This is a genomic window from Bacteroidales bacterium, from assembly GCA_035353855.1.
In the GTDB taxonomy this organism is placed as follows: Bacteria; Bacteroidota; Bacteroidia; order Bacteroidales; family CG2-30-32-10; genus DAOQAK01.
On sequence record DAOQAK010000059.1, the window covers coordinates 1 to 17,967 of the forward strand.

The window sequence follows — 17,967 nt, forward strand, 5'->3', positions numbered from 1 at the left end:
TGTTAAATGCCCTTAATCCTTCATTTGTATTAGACCTTACAGCAACTCCAAAAGACAATAGCAATATCATTAGTCTTGTTCCTGCAATAGAATTAAAGAAGGAACACATGGTTAAACTCCCTGTAATAGTTTATAACCATCACGACAAAACAGAAGTAATTAATAGTTCACTGCATTTGCAACATAAACTCGAATTGCTTGCAATTGAACAAACAAAAAATGGAGGTAAATATATTCGTCCTATTGTTTTGTTTCAGGCACAGCCACGCACAGGAGAGGATAACACAACTTTTGAAAAATTGAAAGAACAATTGCTAAAAGTTGGTATTCCTGAAGCACAGATAAAAATAAAAACAGCCGAAAAGGACGAACTCAAGGGGATTGATTTAAGTTCAGAAGATTGCCCTGTTCGTTACATCATTACAATTAATGCACTGAAAGAAGGCTGGGACTGCCCATTTGCATATATTCTCGCTTCATTAGCAGATAAATCATCAGCAGTTGATGTTGAACAAATTTTAGGTCGTGTACTTCGTCAGCCCTATGTAATGAAGCATTCCGCTCCATTACTCAATGTTTCTTATGTTCTTACAGCTTCTGCAAAATTCAATGACACTTTGCAAAACATTGTAAAAGGCTTGCAGACATCGGGTTTTAGCGAAAAAGATTATAGAGAAAAAGACATGATGCTCGAAGAAGAAAAGAAACAAGTTATTGAAAAACCATTGGAAACATTCTTATTCCCCGAACAACAGGAAATAAGTTTAAATGAAGCTGATGAAATTATACCGGAAAGAATATCTTTCAATCCTAATGTAAAAACCACTGAAGTGTCGAACATCGCTGTAGTTGCAGAAATTGAAAACATGGCTGAAACTCAGAACAGGGAAATGGAAGAAGTAATTGAAAAACAAAGTCAGCAACCGCTTGACGAAAATATATTTCAGGAAATGGGCGAAAAAGTAAAGCGTTACAGAATTGTAGATGTCAATAAAGAACTGGCATCAAAAATAAAACTGCCTCAATTCTTTTTAGAAGTGAAGCAAAGCGATATTTTCGATACAGATAAAATATTCCTTAATCAGGAATCTTTATTAAAAAATTTTAAGCTAAGTAATGAAGATTCAAAAATTGATTTCGACCAGATAACTTCTGATTTGTATAAAGTAGATATTGAACAAATCAAGAATGATGAATATGCTCCACGCTTTACAAAAATTGAAGACCAAGTAGTGAAAGACCCTGTTATTGATTACATACTTGCAAAACCAAAAGAAGGACAAATCAAAGATATTTCACACCAGCTTGTTCAGCTTGTAGGTGACATGTACCCTATTCCCGATCAGGAAATACGGGCTTATGTTGAACGTATCTTAAGCCAGTTGAATGCAGAACAATTGCAGGATATACTTGTAAGAAAATGGAGTTATTCAGATAAAATAAAAGCAAAGATTCGTCTACATGCAGATATTTATGCAGAAGGTCAGTTCAATGATTTAATAAAAATTCGCAAAGTTGTTGTTGAACCTACTTGGAATTTTCCTGAAATGATTGTTCCGGGACCGCTTGGTTCTTCAATAGGTCATTCACTTTACGAACGTGAAGGAATAATGAACAACTTTGAAACTACCGTAATTACTGACATCTCCAGTCTTCCTAACATTGCTTTTTGGCATCGTAATTTAGGCAGAGGAAAAGGATTTTCAATTAACGGTTTTAAATCCAATCATTACCCCGATTTTATTGTAGTCTCAAAATCTGGCAAAATCATTATCATAGAAACAAAAGGTGACGACCGTGATAATTCAGATAGTATGGCAAAATGCCGTCTCGGTAACAAATGGGCTGAATTAGCCGGAAAAGATTTTTCATACTTCATGCTCTTCGATAAAAAAGCTATTGACGGAGCTTATAATGTGGATAAGGCAAAAGAATTAATTAAACAATTATAATTCAAATCTAACAATTATGAAAAATTAGTTTATGGTTATGAATTTAAATTACCCGATTCAACTGAAATAACACCAAACACAATTGAAAAGAAAGGCAGAAAAGGGAAATCGTTTAAAAGAATACAGGATTTGGAATTATAAAAAGCGAGAAAAAATAGTTAACCAGAATTTTAATTTACTTCAGTAGAGAATGAAATAATTAAAATAAATTAATGCAATAACATGAGCCAAGATAAAGCAAAAACAATATTTGTAATTGATTTTAATTCTATCGAATCACATATTAAGTGGATAATTAGTAATCGAGTCCATAATCTTGATAGGCGGCAATTTCCATCCAAATTAGTTAAATTTGATTTTCAACGTTGTCGCAATTTAAAACCTTATCATATTGCACCTCTGGCATGTTTAATTCACGAATATCAAGCAAAAGGATATATAGTAAAACTTATAAATAGTCCTGATAATATAAAAGCATATCTTGAATCTTTCCATTTCAACCAATTTTGCAATAAAGAAAATATTAATAATTTTCCTGCCCCAACAGACCCTAAAACTCTACCACTATGGCGTATTGAAAAAACAGCAACAAGTGTTTACCCGGCACAAGCGCAAAAGTATTTTGAGAACAACCATTTTAATGGAAAAGACTTATTTGCTTTAAGTTTATCATTGGCAGAGTTAATGAATAATGTATTTGACCATTCCGAATCAAAAATTCCCGGTTATACATTTACACAGTTTAATTCAAGCCGAAATCAGATAATTACTTGTGTTTGCGATTTTGGAATAGGTATACCATATAAGGTTAACCATTACCTCAAACAAATAAATAAGCCAACTATAGATAATTTGGCAGCATTAATAAAATCATTCGAAATAAGCTTTTCAACCTTGTCAAGGCCACATAATAGGGGATTTGGGTGGGATAATATTTTTTCAAATGTAAAAGCATTAAAAAGTAAAATTCTCATTGTAAGCAATAATGCAATGTATTGGATATTGGATAATGGAAGTGAAAAAACATGTTTATTAAAAGGTAACTTTCCCGGCACTTCTGTCGTAATATACCTTGACAGTAGAAACCTTCCTCTAAAAGAAGAAGAATTAACCGATGAATTAAAGATTTTTTGATTATCTTTGCAGTCATCAAATATGAAAACAGAAAAAATAATAATTAAGGATATCACTTCAGGTACAACATCAAATATTGATGGATTAAACCTGAAAATAGCTATTATCTCTTCTTTAGATCGTACTGATAATATAATCTTATCATTTGAAGGTATTTCGGCATTGTCAAGTTCATTTCTAAATTCTTCTATTGGGGAAATAGTAGATCAGTATGGGTTTGATATACTAAAAGATAGAATAATAATTACTAATTATACATCCAGTATTGCTAATAATATTAAATGGTATATTAACAATTTAAGACATACTGAATATCATTAATTAATTTTAAAAAATATACTTTTTATTATCCGTGAAATATACGTATAAGAGCAGTATTCATAACTAAAACACTTTAATTTCCATTCCTTATTTGTTTAAATTTATTATTGTTCTAACAGCAATATTGTTTGAAATTATAATTTCTACTTCTCATTCTTCAAATTCCCAATTACTTAATTTACGTTAACAATTTTATAATGTACTGTTAAAAATATTGTTTGTAAATTTGAGGAAATAATAACAAGCTAACGCGTTAGTAATTTACTGCAAACTCGTTTAGCCGAATTATAATAACAGATTGATTTAGTAAAACAGGTGGGATGATAAAAAAAATACTTTTTGCTTTATTACCATTTCTTCTTTTAACTACTGTAATACCCGCACAGGATCTGGCAAACATAAAAAATGAAAAGCCAATCCATATCAGTGGAAGTATCGGGGCAAACTACACAGCAACCATAACCAACGACAGCAACCGTGTGCCTATGCCCGGTTTCTGGAATGCCAATGCCAATGTGAATATCAGCATTTATGGTATTTCAATTCCCCTGCTTGCAGTAGTAACCAATGGAAGCATCGATTTCAAGAACAGTTTCAGCCAGTTTGGCTTAAGTCCGAAATATAAGAACCTTACCATTCATGCAGGTTACAGGCAATATACCTATTCGCCTTCAACCGTTTCGGGACAAACATTCTTTGGCGGCGGTTTTGATTATCGTCCTAAGAAATTACGTCTTGGCTTTTTCATAGGCAGGCTGCACAAAGCACGGATGGTCGACACTTCGCTGTATTCGCAAACCATTCCGGGTTCGTATCCGTTAAATGTTTCATCAGTCAACGGAACAAATTATTATTCGCAGGCAGGAAGTTTTTCACGTTGGGGATGGGGCGCAAAATTTGGATTGGGTAAAGAAACCAACTTTGTTGATTTCATTTTATTCAAAGCACACGACCGCGAAAATAGTATTAACGATACGTTCTCGTTAAAAAAAATATTACCTGAACGCAATTTTGTATTGGGATTGAACACGGTTCAAAAAATAGGCAAACACATCAATGTTAGTGGTGATGCGGCAGTAAGTGCATATACCTATAATTCCTATGCCGACTCTATTCCTTTTAATGATGATCTGCCCGTATTAAATTTGCTTCAGAAATTGTTCCGTTATAATTTAACAACACAACTGCAATGGGCCGGCAATGTTAATGTGGGGTACACAGCAAAGAATTTTACATTGCAAACACAGTACAAGCATATTGAACCTTATTATAAAAGCATGGGAAATGTTTCTACATACAGCGATGTGGAATTGTTTTCAATACGACCATCGTGGAGTTTTTTTAAAAAGAAACTCAAGTTCACCAACATGTTTCAAACCCAGCACGACAACTTAAATCACTATAAACAACTAACCACAAAACGTATAATACTGAATTCGTCCATATCGGTGAACCCTTCAACCAAATGGGGCTTCGATGTAAGCTATAATAATTTCGGCATGAAGCAGGAGAAGATAAATGCGTTGGTTCCCGATTCCATCAGTGTTTCGCAGAAAAGCAACACTTACACTTTTGTGCCAAGATATATTTTCATGACCTCGAAACACACCGATGTTGTTTCGCTGGTTACCAGTATTACCAATGTAAAGAATGAAGGACAGAAAAATAATTCGGGCGACCTGAACAATTTCTACGCTACCCTTAACAACACGCTTGCCATAAGCAAAAGCGGATGGAGCATCACATCAGGGCTTAATTACAATACTGCCAAAACCCTTTCACACACCATGAATAGCTTTGGTATTATTGCCGGTGCAAGTAAAAGTCTTATAAAAAATACGCTTGCTATCACCAACAACAACACATTGCTGTGGAACAGCATCGATTCGAATCCTAACGGGAATACCGTATCGTTAGACCTTACCGTGAATTATATTTTATTAAAAAAGCATAACATCGGTTTCGGATATAATTATGTTTATTCGCCTGCAAACGGCATTTATAATATTAACGACTACAGCCAGTCGAGACTGATGTTCTCGTATCAATATATTTTTAAACAGTAAATAATTTTTCAGACATGAAAACGATAAAATTTAAGATCTTCCGTTTTTTAGCTGCTCTGATTTTAATATCAGCTTCAACATCTTTATTTGCACAGGTTACAATAAACCTGAACGTACTGCCACCCTACTCTCCTTTCTTCAAGGATTATTCAGGGCTTACAAGCAACCAGGTTATTGTTACGCTTACCAGCACACAAAACCTGAAAGTGTATATGACCGCAACTATCAGGAAAGATGACAACTCGGTGAGTATTGAAGTTAAAGAAAGCTATCGGCCTGTAACTCCAATAAACTTGATTGCCAACATTCCGCAAACCTTTACCGGCGCGGCTTTACGCAACATCTACGGTGGAAGCTCGGAGAACGATCTGATAATTTCAGGAATCACTTACAACCAGATAATGTACAACCAGGCATTGCCCGAAGGCAATTATAATTTTTGCATACAGGTTAGAGATTATACTACTGGCGCTATCATTTCGGAAGATTGCCAGAATTTAAACATCATGTATTTAGAGCCTCCTCAGATCATCAACCCGCAGGATTTAAGCAGTGTTGATGCCACCATTCCACAGTTCTTATTAACATCGTGGACACCGGTAAGCGGCGGTCTGACCGATATCAGGTATCGTCTACGTATTGTAAAATTAATTCCTCCCGGTGTTTCACCAAGCGATGCTTTAGCTAATGCCACACAGGTTGTGATTGACCGCTCGAATTTGATAACCACAACATTCCCGCTGGATGTTGCAAGCGGAATAAAACTGGACACCGGATGTTCTTATGCCATGCAGGTTACAGCGTCTTCAACGCAGGGATATTTTAAGAATAACGGGAAAAGCGAACCGGTTTCTTTTTTCTATAAAGGCAATAATTTCAATGCTAACGGGAAATACACTTTAAATTTCATCAACCCGAATACCAAGAAAAATTATGTTGAAGTTAATAACGAAACCAGCGCATTGTTGAATTGGAACTGGTTTGATGCAAGCTACAACCAGGATACGCTTCACATAAACGATTCGCTTTACCAGAAACTGGGAGTTACACGATACCAGATAACCATTACCAATTCAAAAAAAATAATTAAGAAATATCAGAAAAAAGTTGAGTTCACAAAAAACATCACTGAAATAAATGATATAAGCCACCGACTGATAAGTTATCTCAGCCTGCCTATGAAATCAGCCGATAGCCTTGGCTTTGTTGATTCGTGCTGGTACCAGGCAGAAGTTAAAGCATACGATGCCTATTCGCAATTTATAAATTCGGCAACAAGTGTTGATTTTCAATACAGGAAAATAAAAGATGAAGAACCATCGCTGCAGATACCCGTCAGCGCTGTTATCAAATACATATTCAAAGACAGTCTTGGAACATTATTCAATGCCACCAACACACCTTTTGAAGTAAGTGTACTGAAAAAATCGAACACGGTTTCGGCTACTGTTCCGCCTATCACTTACAATGGTGTGAACTACAAAAAGATTGCATACACCACCGGAACTACCGATAACTATGGTGTTTTCCATACACAGGTTTCGGTTCCCATAAAATATCTGATTGGCGATAGTTTGTATTTCAGAATACTCATGCCCGACAAATATTACATCGACAAGAACTTTTCAATGATAAGCATACCGGCTGTTAACAAAGATACCAGCGTTGTATTCGGTCAGCAGGTTGCGCTTACCTATGCCTATTCATTAAAGCTGTATGTAAAGAAAGCTTTCACTTCGTACCTCCTTCAGGAGAAGAACGGCAAGCTTGAAATATCGCTGCAGGACAGTATTTACAATCCTTTGCTGAGTGGCTATCAGTATAACACTTTTAATGAAGGAATGATATACGCTGTTGAGAACAAAAAAATAGCAGAAGGAATCACCATTGTTCTTTACAGGAAAAACAAAAAGAATTACATTCCGCCTGTTGAAGGAAATATAACCGACTACAGCAAAACATCAGGGTTTACCGAAGTTGCAAGAGGTGTTACCGTGAAAGAGAACGACACAACAACTTATGTAAAGTTTGAACGCTTGCTGGCTTCCATATTCAGTGGTGATGAATATTACCTGATGGCGTTGAACATCAATAATACCATCGGCGGGAATAATGTGTCAACTCCGAACTCTAACTTTAATGTGAATACCAACGTGAACCTGCAGAATGTGAATACAGGCGTCAATCAAACCAATAATACTACAGTTGTAAACAATAATTTTCAGAATGTGAACACCAATGCTTACAATGCATACTCGGATTATATCAGCACTAACTACATCAACAGCCACGACTGGTCGGTGAACCCATACCTGAACTTTGCATTTAATGACGATGGATTTGTTGCAGAGGAAATGCCTTTGAAAGTTGAGTTGCCGAAGAACATTGATAAAGATGATTCTCTTTATCGTAAGGTTACTGCTACGTATGATATTGTTTCAACAAAACCCCCGACATCACTGGTGAAAGGAAGAATATTATATCATTGGAAAAGCGATAAAGGCGACCAGATGCGACCACTTGCTCATGCTAAATTCAAAGTGGTTATTGATTACCTTGTTGACGGCAGGCCTATAGGAGCCATTACAACATTTAGTCAGACAAGCGGTGGTTATCATATAGGTGAAAAGTTCTTTGTTCCCGAAGGACAAGACCAATATTCTGATGGAATAAAACTGCTCGATCATTACGCAACAATGGCTGTTGGTGAAACCGACGACCAGGGGAATTTTGTTGTGGATGTGGTGAACATCAATAAAAAAGGCTCGCTCGGACAAGGCTACATTGTTGATAAAGGATGGACATGGAATAACCCCAATCCTACCACCACTCCTGATTACGGCATTGACGGATTAACCGACCCCGTTATCAATCCTGACCCGGGTTATGATAATTTCGGATATTCAGGATTGTTCGGATTGGAAGTTGGCGGAATGCAGAATTCAAGCGTTCAGAATTCAATCAACTCAAGCGGTGTGAGCTATAACAACATGACAAATACTTATAATGTAGGCTTTGGTGGCAGCGGATTCAACCAGGGTGGATTGAATAATCAATTCCAGGGACACGGGCCAAGCAACTCGTATAAGTTGATGATAGAAACTCCGGCGGGTGGTGATGAACTTGTAACATTTGAAAGAGTATATCGAATTGTACCAGATAATGATTACATCTATCCTACCAAAGAAACATTTGCTGTTGATGCATTCAAAACACTTAGCATCGCGAATCCTTTAAAAAGTTATGTAAAAGAAGTAAGCGTTATTGTAAAAACCAAGGACACAAAAAATAATAATCTCAATCAAATGATGATTACAGTTTTCCGAAGCCTTAATGATAAAACTGCCGACCTTCCTTTAGGCGAAGGCGATGGCAAATACAAGGTTTCTGAACTTATCAGTCCGCAATACCACACCTGGGGCGAGAGCTATGATAAATCACATGCTGCAAATCTTCAGACAGGATTCAATGTATTTACACAACAATACGAACATCTTTGGCCTGCTGCCCAAAATTTACAGGACGGTTCTGCTTTGTTCACCACACTGCTTGCAGGTTTTGAAGATTATTATATTGAAGCATGCAGCGATCCGTTAGGACAAAAAACTTACCAGGCAACATTCGCATCAATCAATACAAATGTTGATGATTTAGGAGAACCTGAATATTTCCTTGGCGAAAAATCGCCCGACCCTATTGTTATCACTATGACACTGCAACCTCTTCCCAGCCGTGCATTCATCAGGGTACTTGATAATGCCTCGAAGAACAGCATTCCCGGAAGTAAAGGCGGAAGAGTAATGATAAACAAATCATATCCCACATACGTTGATAAAGATGGTTATGTTGAATTCCTCGCAAATAAATATCCGCTGAATGCATTTACAAAATCTTCAGGAACATCGCAGGTTTCATTTGATGCTACTGCCAACGGGTATAAAAGCACAATGTATTTAAGTTTCTGGACTTCGATTGCCAACAGTACAAAATTCACTTACAATCCAACAGGCGACCAGTTCTTCTATAATTTCCTTCTCGACCCGTCAGGAAAAATCAAAGGACATATTGTAAACCTTGATGATAAAAATAAAAAAGGAGTTCCTTCCTATATAAAGGTCGACCAGGGTTCGGTAGTTGAAACCGATGCCAATGGTTATTTCTCAAACCTGCCTGTACCGGGAATCATCGGAACAAAAGTTTTCATTATTCCGAAAGATGTGGCATTCTTCGATTCAACCTATACAATCACTGCTGCCGATACTTTAAAATCAATTATCGATTTAAAAGATTTTGGTTTGTATCGCCGTAAACATCGGATTCATTTTGTTATTTTAGATAAGAATTATTCATGGCCTACCGCAATCCCAAATTCTACGGTACAATTAGGCGACACCATCAAAAAAGCAAATAGTGTTGGAGGTGTTGATTATATTTTTGAAAATGTTTCTGTGAACAACTTCACATTCATTATTCGCGGACCAGAAGGAAAAAGTTTTATCCCGCAAACACTTAACTTAATCAATACCGAAAGTAAAAATACAATTACTGTACCTGTGAAACTTGAGACAGGAAGCGAAGTTCACGGCATTGTAAAACTTGACGGCAAGCCTGTGAAACATGCAAAAGTTTATATCGATGTATCGCAACAACAATCGGGATATGGTTATTTTTATAATCCGTATGCTTCAAGCAGCACAACATTAACTAACGATGCAAATCTTGTTATTGCATATACCGATGCTTCGGGAAATTACAGTCTGAAAGGTGTTCCGGTTAATAACCAGAAAATTTATCTTCATGCAACTCTCGACACCTGCTTCACTGTTAACGGCGATATACAACCTGCCGACATAAAAAATAATACGGCAACATGTAATCTTACACTCTCCAGTTTCAAAGCAATGTTTGTAAATAACATTTATGGATTTCCTTTAACTGTTGAAAAAATTACACCTCTGAATGCGGATAGCAGTTTGGCTAAAGTTACCGGTATTGTTCACTGGTCGAAAGCCATCAGTAATTTCGCACTCGAAGAAGGAAACCAGGTAATGCGTATTGAAGATGTAACTTTTAAATCATCTGTTGTAAATAGTAAAAAAGTTGGCGTTGCACAGGATGCATCGGTAACTATTAAAGGAATAACAAGCCTTAAATTCCGATACCTGAATAAATACAATGTAAAATTAACATCCGCAAGTTCGGTAATAGGATATTATCTGAGACCACCCGATCCACTTGAATTATCTAAAGAAAATGATATCGGTGTGATAAAAGGAAAAATAAATATTGTTGATAATTCATTTAATTTCCCCAGCACATACCTGAACTTTTCAAGTGCAAAAGATAATTTTTATTTAGTTGAAAAAACAAGCAATAATACCATTAACAATAATATCAGCGCCGTTACCAGCGCGTTATCTGAATCAACAACAAATAATAATTATTATACAAATAATACACTTTATTATCTTGCCATTCAAAACCAGGTGAACATATACAATGCTCAACCGAAAAAATTATATTACCTGGCAAATGATAAAGGCGATTCCATAAAATTCAAACTGATAGGGTTCACAGCAAGTGCTGACCCGCAAAAGAGTTTTATTGATGAGAATGGAAAAATACATTTGAATGTGAATTTAAATTGTCATATTACAAATGCACAACCGGCAAATTTCAAATTGAATATTGATGATATGGTTCTTGATGAAAATAAAGTTTACCCGGCATCAAGCGTTTCGCCAATAAAACTGGCATTGGAGAACTGGACACTGAATGTAAAGAACTGGGATTTCAGTACGGAAGAAGGCGGTATTGTGAGCAACCATTGCATGATCAATACCAAAGCCGTTGATATTCCTTTTACAAAATTTGTTTTGCGAAATGATTTATTCCTGATGAGCGATTTCCAATTGTATAATTTACAAATGGCCGGAGGAAGTATTCCACTTCAGGTTATTGACACTACTCATGCCGGATTAGTTTTCGATAACAAGACCGGTACCGATATGAAACCGCACTGGCGTTTTTGCATTAGCGGAAATCCAGCAGCAGTTCTACCAGACCTTGTAGGACTGACACAGTTAAATGGATCGAGTGCAAAAATAAAATTAAACTATATTCAGATTCTTAGTAATAATGAATCGGTATTCCAGTTGCAGCAGCAGTCAACACCTTTAATAATAAATAAAAATAAGTTGACAGTATATTCACCGGAATCAATTTATAACGGACCTGATTATATTTCCATTTCGGGAGCTTTCAACGTAGGTGCTCCGCGAATGGGCGACCTTCGTTTATCGCTGGAATACAAAAATCCGAATTCACAGAAAATTAAAACTGTTCAGGCTGATTTTGAAGGACAGGGTTTTGTTCATTTTGTTGCAAGAGACCCCGGGAACAATGTTCCTAACATTACCATCACTGATAAAATAGTTACCATTCTTGGCAATGTTGTTGAAAAGCCAACAAAAACTTTCAATGAAATTCCTTCTACATTTTATGCTGTTGATGGCGGCTCTTCATTCTATACAGGTGGCAATCCTATTTATAAAGTTGAGATGGATAAAGATTTTGTTACACAACTTACCAGTGAAGGCAATGGCACAAGCAACACCGGTTCAAGTTTGAAAATTGCCCAGGGTGGAATGTCAGTTAAAAATAATGATTGGTCAATCCTTACTTACGAAGGCGATATGAGCAGCAACACGCCTGAAAAAAATACCAAACCATCTTATACTAAATTTGCTGTAATGGGCGACATCAGCGCAAGTTCAGATAAACTTGAAGTTGATCAGGCCACACCATTCGGTGATTTGAAAATGATTTTCGATTTTCCAAAGAAACGATTGATTGGAAAACTTACAGCTAAAGATGTTAAGTTTGGAACGAATACCATTTCAGGTACAATTGAAACCTTATTCGACCCCGATGGATTCTATATTGCAGGAGGAGTAAAAGCTGATATAAAACTTCCGAATCCTTATATCGATGGTACATACAACTTAGGTTTCATGATTGGCAAATACACGATAACCGATGAATTGTGGGGTGTTGTTAACTCGTATAAAAACCCGGAAGTTATTGATAAATGTTATCGCACCAAGACTGCCGAAAATCAGCTTTCAGGATTATATTTTACTATCGACAGAGTAATTGTTGATGAAAGCATCGACTTTGATTTCATCCTTGCATCGGGCTATGTACAGGCAACAGCAATAATCGGCGCTGATATGTGGGCTAATTTTAAACCGGGCGATATCTCAATAGGCATGAATGGTTATGCTTATGCTCATGTTGCCGCAGGTTTAAGTTGTATTACCGGAACCAGCATCAGTGGCTCGCTTGATGCAAAAGCATTGATCACTTTCGCTTATGAAGGAGGACAGTTCAATGCTAAAACAAGCATGAATCTTGGCTTCAATGCAAGCATATCACAAAGCCTTGTATTGACAACCATTTCAAAAGATATTTCAATTGATTGCAAAGCTTCGGCAGGAACCGATGGGTATAGTTTTAGTCTTGGTTCATGCGATGAAACTGAGGATTGTGAATAAGAATTTAGAATATAGAATGCAGAGTTTAGAGTTAAAAATTAGTTTATAGTATTTGTAATAAATAAAAAACAGTCATGATAAAAAGAATATTTTTTCTCTTATTCTTGTTAGCGGCAACAGGCGTTACTGCTCAAAATTTTTCAAGCAAAGCATATAAAACAGGAATCTATATCTATTGTGGTAATGAACTACCCAGGCATTTTTCATATATCATCGAAAGAAAAAAAGATAATACCAATGAATGGAATCCTGTTGCAGAACTTCATGCTCCGAAGAATGAGGCAGAATGCGAAGCTACATTGCTTCGTTTACCGGGTTCACTGGCATCACTCACTAACATTGATGAATCGCTTACAAAAAAAATATGGCAGTTTGCTCAGAAAGCAATCACACTCGATTCGTTGTATTCATATGCTTTCGACCCGCGCTACCAGTCGGTTGCAGGTTGTGCATGGTTTGATGATGGCATCACAAAACAAGGAGAATATCAGTATCGTATTTACAAATTACCAAAAAGCGGGGAAAGAACTTTACTGAACGAAATAAAGATAACATTCCCGGGAAGCCCGTTTGGCGGCACTTTGAAAGCAACCAGCTTTAAACTGAACGAAACAAATATTAATATCAGCTTTCGTTTAAGTGACTCTGTGAATACAGCCGGAATAAAATTATTCCGCAGCTTGTTCAAACAAAATAAATTCTCTGAAATACCGGCTAAAGTAATTTTTACAAAAGAAAAAGGAAAAATTGTAGCGTTCGTTACCGATGCATCTGTAGCAACAGGTGTAACATACAGCTATCTCGCAACACCTTACGATGCTTTAGGAAATATGGGCACGCCAACAAAAGACACATTGAATATTTACAACCTTTCAAAACCTTCTGAAATAGGAATAGTTGAAAAATTTGACGCTGAACCTAATGTTGAGAAACGTGGTGTTGACCTTACATGGAAATTAAAAAATTCTCTTTATGTTACATCTGTCGATATTTACCGCTCGGCAACCTATGATGGAAGTTATGTTAAAATAGCAAGCGTATCGCCAAAAGAAACAACCTACTTCGACGATAACAAAATAAAACCCGCAACAGCTTATTATTACTACATTCTCATCAATACAGGTTATGGGAATAGTTTGCCAAGTGCAAGAGTTCCTGTGATTTTAAAAGGCAACAAACAAAATCTTTTACCTCCGCAAAACCTTACCATCTCACGTAACGGAAGAATAGTTACACTTAAATTCCAGCGACTGGGAAAAGAAATTCACGGATATTATGTTTACCGCGCAAACGGTTATATTGCCGATTTGGTGCAATTACCAAGGATGTTGCTAAGTAAAGATTCTCTTCTGACATATAACGACACGTTACCATTATCTGCCAATCCTGAAGTTTACAGTTATGCCGTTGCATCGGTAAATACATCATATAATATCAGTCCGCTTACCGAAAGAGTCAGCGTGCAGTTTAGCGGTGGAATGCTGCCTGTTCCTTCAAAAGTAAATGCAATGATTTTAAATAAATCTGTATTCATCACATGGGATAATGTATCGGAACAAAATGCAGCAGTGTCTGCTTATTATATTTTCAGAAGCACAGTTGATGCAGATAATAAAGAAACAAATTTAAAACGGATAGCTGTAAACACATTCGAACAAAATAATTATACCGATTCAAATATTGTTGAAGGCGCTCATTACCGTTACAGCATTCAATGTATAGGTATTGACAGTTCTGATGTAGGAAGTATAAGTTCAGCAACAGGAATTGAAATTCCCGAACAACTACCTATACAACCCGGAAGTGTTTCTGCTTATGGCACCGATAAAAAAATTGTGATACATTGGGATATTCCTAACGATAACAATATTGCCGGATACCGCATTTACCGAGCTGTCGCAAATAAACAAGCAACATTACTCAAAGAGTTTACAGCAGATGTTAATCAATATGAAGACACATCGGTTAATGCTAATGAAGAATATTTTTATTACCTGAAATCATTTAATAAAGCCGGTAAAGAAAGTAAGCCCACTGATGAAGTAAACGCTAAAGCGAAATAGTTTATACATCAAATATACTTCTTCCTCAAAACCTTTGGGGCTGTACAATTAAAAAAACCAATAAAAAAAACCCTCCTATTCAGAGGGTTTTTTTTATTGAATCACACAAAACCACTACCTGTTAATGATGAGTTTTTGTGTCTTTACCTCATCATTAGTACGAAGCATAAGAATATAAACGCCTTGTAAAATGGCATCTCCGGCTTTGAAAGTATACTTAAATTTCCTGAAGGCCATTACGCATTGATAAAAGTTAGAATATTCAATTGAGCGAGGGCCCGGCAAATCAGCGAGGTCTGTGCTAGGGTGAATGCTATAATGCTTTAAATTCTTACAAAGTTCCGATCTTTCGGAATGCCTTTGTCTATAATTTTGCATTATAGCAGAGCGCGCTGAAGTTCTGATTTGCCAGATTCCCTGCCTTGCTCGCCTCGCAGCGAAGCGGGCCGGCAGGTTTGATTCTTTCTGATCATGCAGAAAGAATGGAAAAATAAAAAAATTTCTCAAAACATTAGACAAGAAGTTATACCAAATTCTTAATTCAAAATAGGCCAAAGGCTTTTTGAATTTTAGAATGGTTAATGCCGATCGACAATATATTTAGTCTGATTTTTTTTCGACTATTATATATTGCGTATCGGTATTACAACACCTCAAAATAAGATTTGACCGAAAAAAGACAGGAATACTTTGCTTTCAAAAAAATTACTATCCTACCTGTGTGAATATTTTAAAGAATATGCTCCAAAGGTGTGGCTGTTTGAAGGACAAGATGGCGGGCGATACTCTGAAAGCAGTATAAATTCTATTTTTCATGAAGCATGCAGGAAGGCAGGGATAAATAAAAAAGCAACAGTACATACGTTGCGGCATAGTTTTGCAACACATTTGCTTGAAAGAGGCACTGACCTAAGGTATATACAGACATTGCTGGGACATTCGTCAAGCAAGACAACAGAGATATACACACATATTACAAAGAAAGGAATGGAGCAACTGGAGAGCCCATTAGATAATTTAGATTTATAAAACTTTATTTAATTATTTACCAACCATTTAAAATTGGAAAAATGAATTGCTACAACTTAAAAAGAAAAACTAAAATTTAAAATTGAATAAATGTTTAAAAAACCTGGTGAATAATTATTATTTTTACGAATGAATAGAAAATTTAAATAATTAAAAACAAGTGTGCTGCAAAGACAAAACAGTATTGCTACACCTTAATTTTATAAAGTAGATATTGCGTCAATACAGCAGCACAGACGTTAGGTGCAAATATCATTAATGTTTTTTACTTATAGACAAACAAAGACAAGTTCAAGTTAACGTAGACAAGTACTGGCAAACAAAGACAAGCGTAAGCAAACAGACAAAGACAAACAATTGACAAGCACGGACAAGCATTGACAAATTTTGATAATCATGGACAAGTTCAGACAAATTCGGATTTTTTTAGTATCTGCACCTAACGTGTGTCTGCTTTAACCGCAAGGGATTTGCATGTTTGACAAGAACGTAATAACTTTGACAGCATAAAGCACATAGACACGAGAGGGTAGACGTGCGGCATAAAGCAGCCACGGGCTCGTTAGCGTTCATTGTAGAAAGACACCAAAACAACATTGATACATTATCAAAATAGACAAGGTATAAAGTTTAAATCAATATAAAATAGATAAAATGCATCATAAACGATTAAAATTATGTGTAGTACTCTTGTTAGGATTCGGGCTGATAGGAATACAAGCACAAGAAAGCATTAACACCATTGGCGGAAATGCATTCGGTAGCGGAGGTTCGGTGAGCTATTCCATTGGACAGGTTGTTTACACCTCCAACACCGGAATAAATGGTTCTGTGGCACAAGGCATACAACAACCCTATGAAATTTCGGTAGTAACAACTATTGAAGAAGCCAACAGCATGACGCTATCGGTTACGGCTTATCCTAACCCTACTGCCGATTTTTTACAGTTAAAAGTGGAAACTGAAAAGTTAAAAGACTTGTCATTTCAACTGTTTGACATGAACGGAAAACTTTTGCAAAACGAAAAAATTACAGGCGACCAAACAAGCATTGTTATGAGTAATCTTGAACCTGCAACGTATTTTGTAAAAGTAATTCAGGAAAACAAAGAAGTAAAAACGTTTAAAATTATTAAAAACTAACAGATATGAAAAGAATATTTATAATTTTAATAGCCGTATTAGTAACGGCAAGCATGTTTGCTCAATCACCTGAAAAAATGAGCTATCAGGCAGTAATTCGTGATGCGACTAACAATCTTGTAACAAGCCATGCTATTGGTATGCGTGTAAGCATTTTGCAGTCTTCAGTAACAGGGACAGAAGTATATAAAGAAATATATAACCCTAACCCACAAACGAATGCTAATGGATTAGTAACAATAGAGATTGGTAGCGGAATTCCTTTAACAGGAGTATTTGCAAATATTAATTGGAAAAGCGGACCTTATTTTATTAAAACTGAAACCGACCCAAGCGGTGGTACGAATTATACCATTACCGGCACAAGCCAGTTATTAAGCGTTCCTTATGCCCTTCATGCAAAAACGGCTGAAAGTGTTTCAGGAACAATAACAGAAACCGACCCGGTATTTACAGCTTGGGATAAATCAACAGGCATTTCAATAACCGAAAGTCAGATTTCAGATTTAGACCATTTTACCACAGCCGATGAGACTGACCCTGTTTACGTAGCATCAGTAGCAAGTGGCATTACAGCAACCGATACTACTAGTTGGAACAATAAATTAGACAGCGAAACCGACCCTGTATTCACAGCTTGGGATAAAACAACAGGCATTTCAATAACCGAAAGTCAGATTTCAGATTTAGACCATTTTACCAC

General features: G+C 36.3%; 8 protein-coding genes and 1 pseudogene. All 9 read left to right on the forward strand.

Annotated elements, in window-relative coordinates:
- Nucleotides 1-1,952, forward strand: a 1,952-nt coding sequence (locus PKK00_13110; protein ID HNW99342.1) for a restriction endonuclease, incomplete at its 5' end; no start/stop codon positions are given.
- Between the two features lie 222 nt (nucleotides 1,953-2,174).
- Nucleotides 2,175-3,086 carry a hypothetical protein gene (locus tag PKK00_13115; protein HNW99343.1) on the forward strand — a complete coding sequence of 304 codons (912 nt, stop codon included), beginning with the start codon at nucleotides 2,175-2,177 and terminating at the stop codon, nucleotides 3,084-3,086.
- Between the two features lie 6 nt (nucleotides 3,087-3,092).
- Entirely contained in the window at nucleotides 3,093-3,407 is a 315-nt protein-coding gene (locus PKK00_13120; GenBank protein HNW99344.1) for an STAS-like domain-containing protein, read from the forward strand.
- Between the two features lie 320 nt (nucleotides 3,408-3,727).
- Nucleotides 3,728-5,473 (forward strand): hypothetical protein, encoded by a 1,746-nt coding sequence (locus PKK00_13125; GenBank protein HNW99345.1) that lies wholly within the window; start codon nucleotides 3,728-3,730, stop codon nucleotides 5,471-5,473.
- A gap of 14 nt (nucleotides 5,474-5,487) precedes the next feature.
- A complete protein-coding gene (locus PKK00_13130; GenBank protein HNW99346.1) occupies nucleotides 5,488-13,029 on the forward strand; it encodes a hypothetical protein in 7,542 nt (2,513 codons plus the stop codon).
- 74 nt (nucleotides 13,030-13,103) lie between these two features.
- On the forward strand, nucleotides 13,104-15,092 hold the full coding sequence (locus tag PKK00_13135) for a hypothetical protein (GenBank protein HNW99347.1): 1,989 nt from the start codon (nucleotides 13,104-13,106) through the stop codon (nucleotides 15,090-15,092).
- Nucleotides 15,093-15,776: 684 nt separating this feature from the next.
- A pseudogene (locus tag PKK00_13140) lies at nucleotides 15,777-16,121 on the forward strand (tyrosine-type recombinase/integrase).
- A gap of 654 nt (nucleotides 16,122-16,775) precedes the next feature.
- Complete coding sequence (locus PKK00_13145) at nucleotides 16,776-17,264, forward strand: T9SS type A sorting domain-containing protein (protein HNW99348.1); 489 nt, start codon at nucleotides 16,776-16,778, stop codon at nucleotides 17,262-17,264.
- Between the two features lie 5 nt (nucleotides 17,265-17,269).
- Nucleotides 17,270-17,967: hypothetical protein (locus PKK00_13150; protein HNW99349.1), on the forward strand; the 698-nt coding region annotated here is incomplete at its 3' end.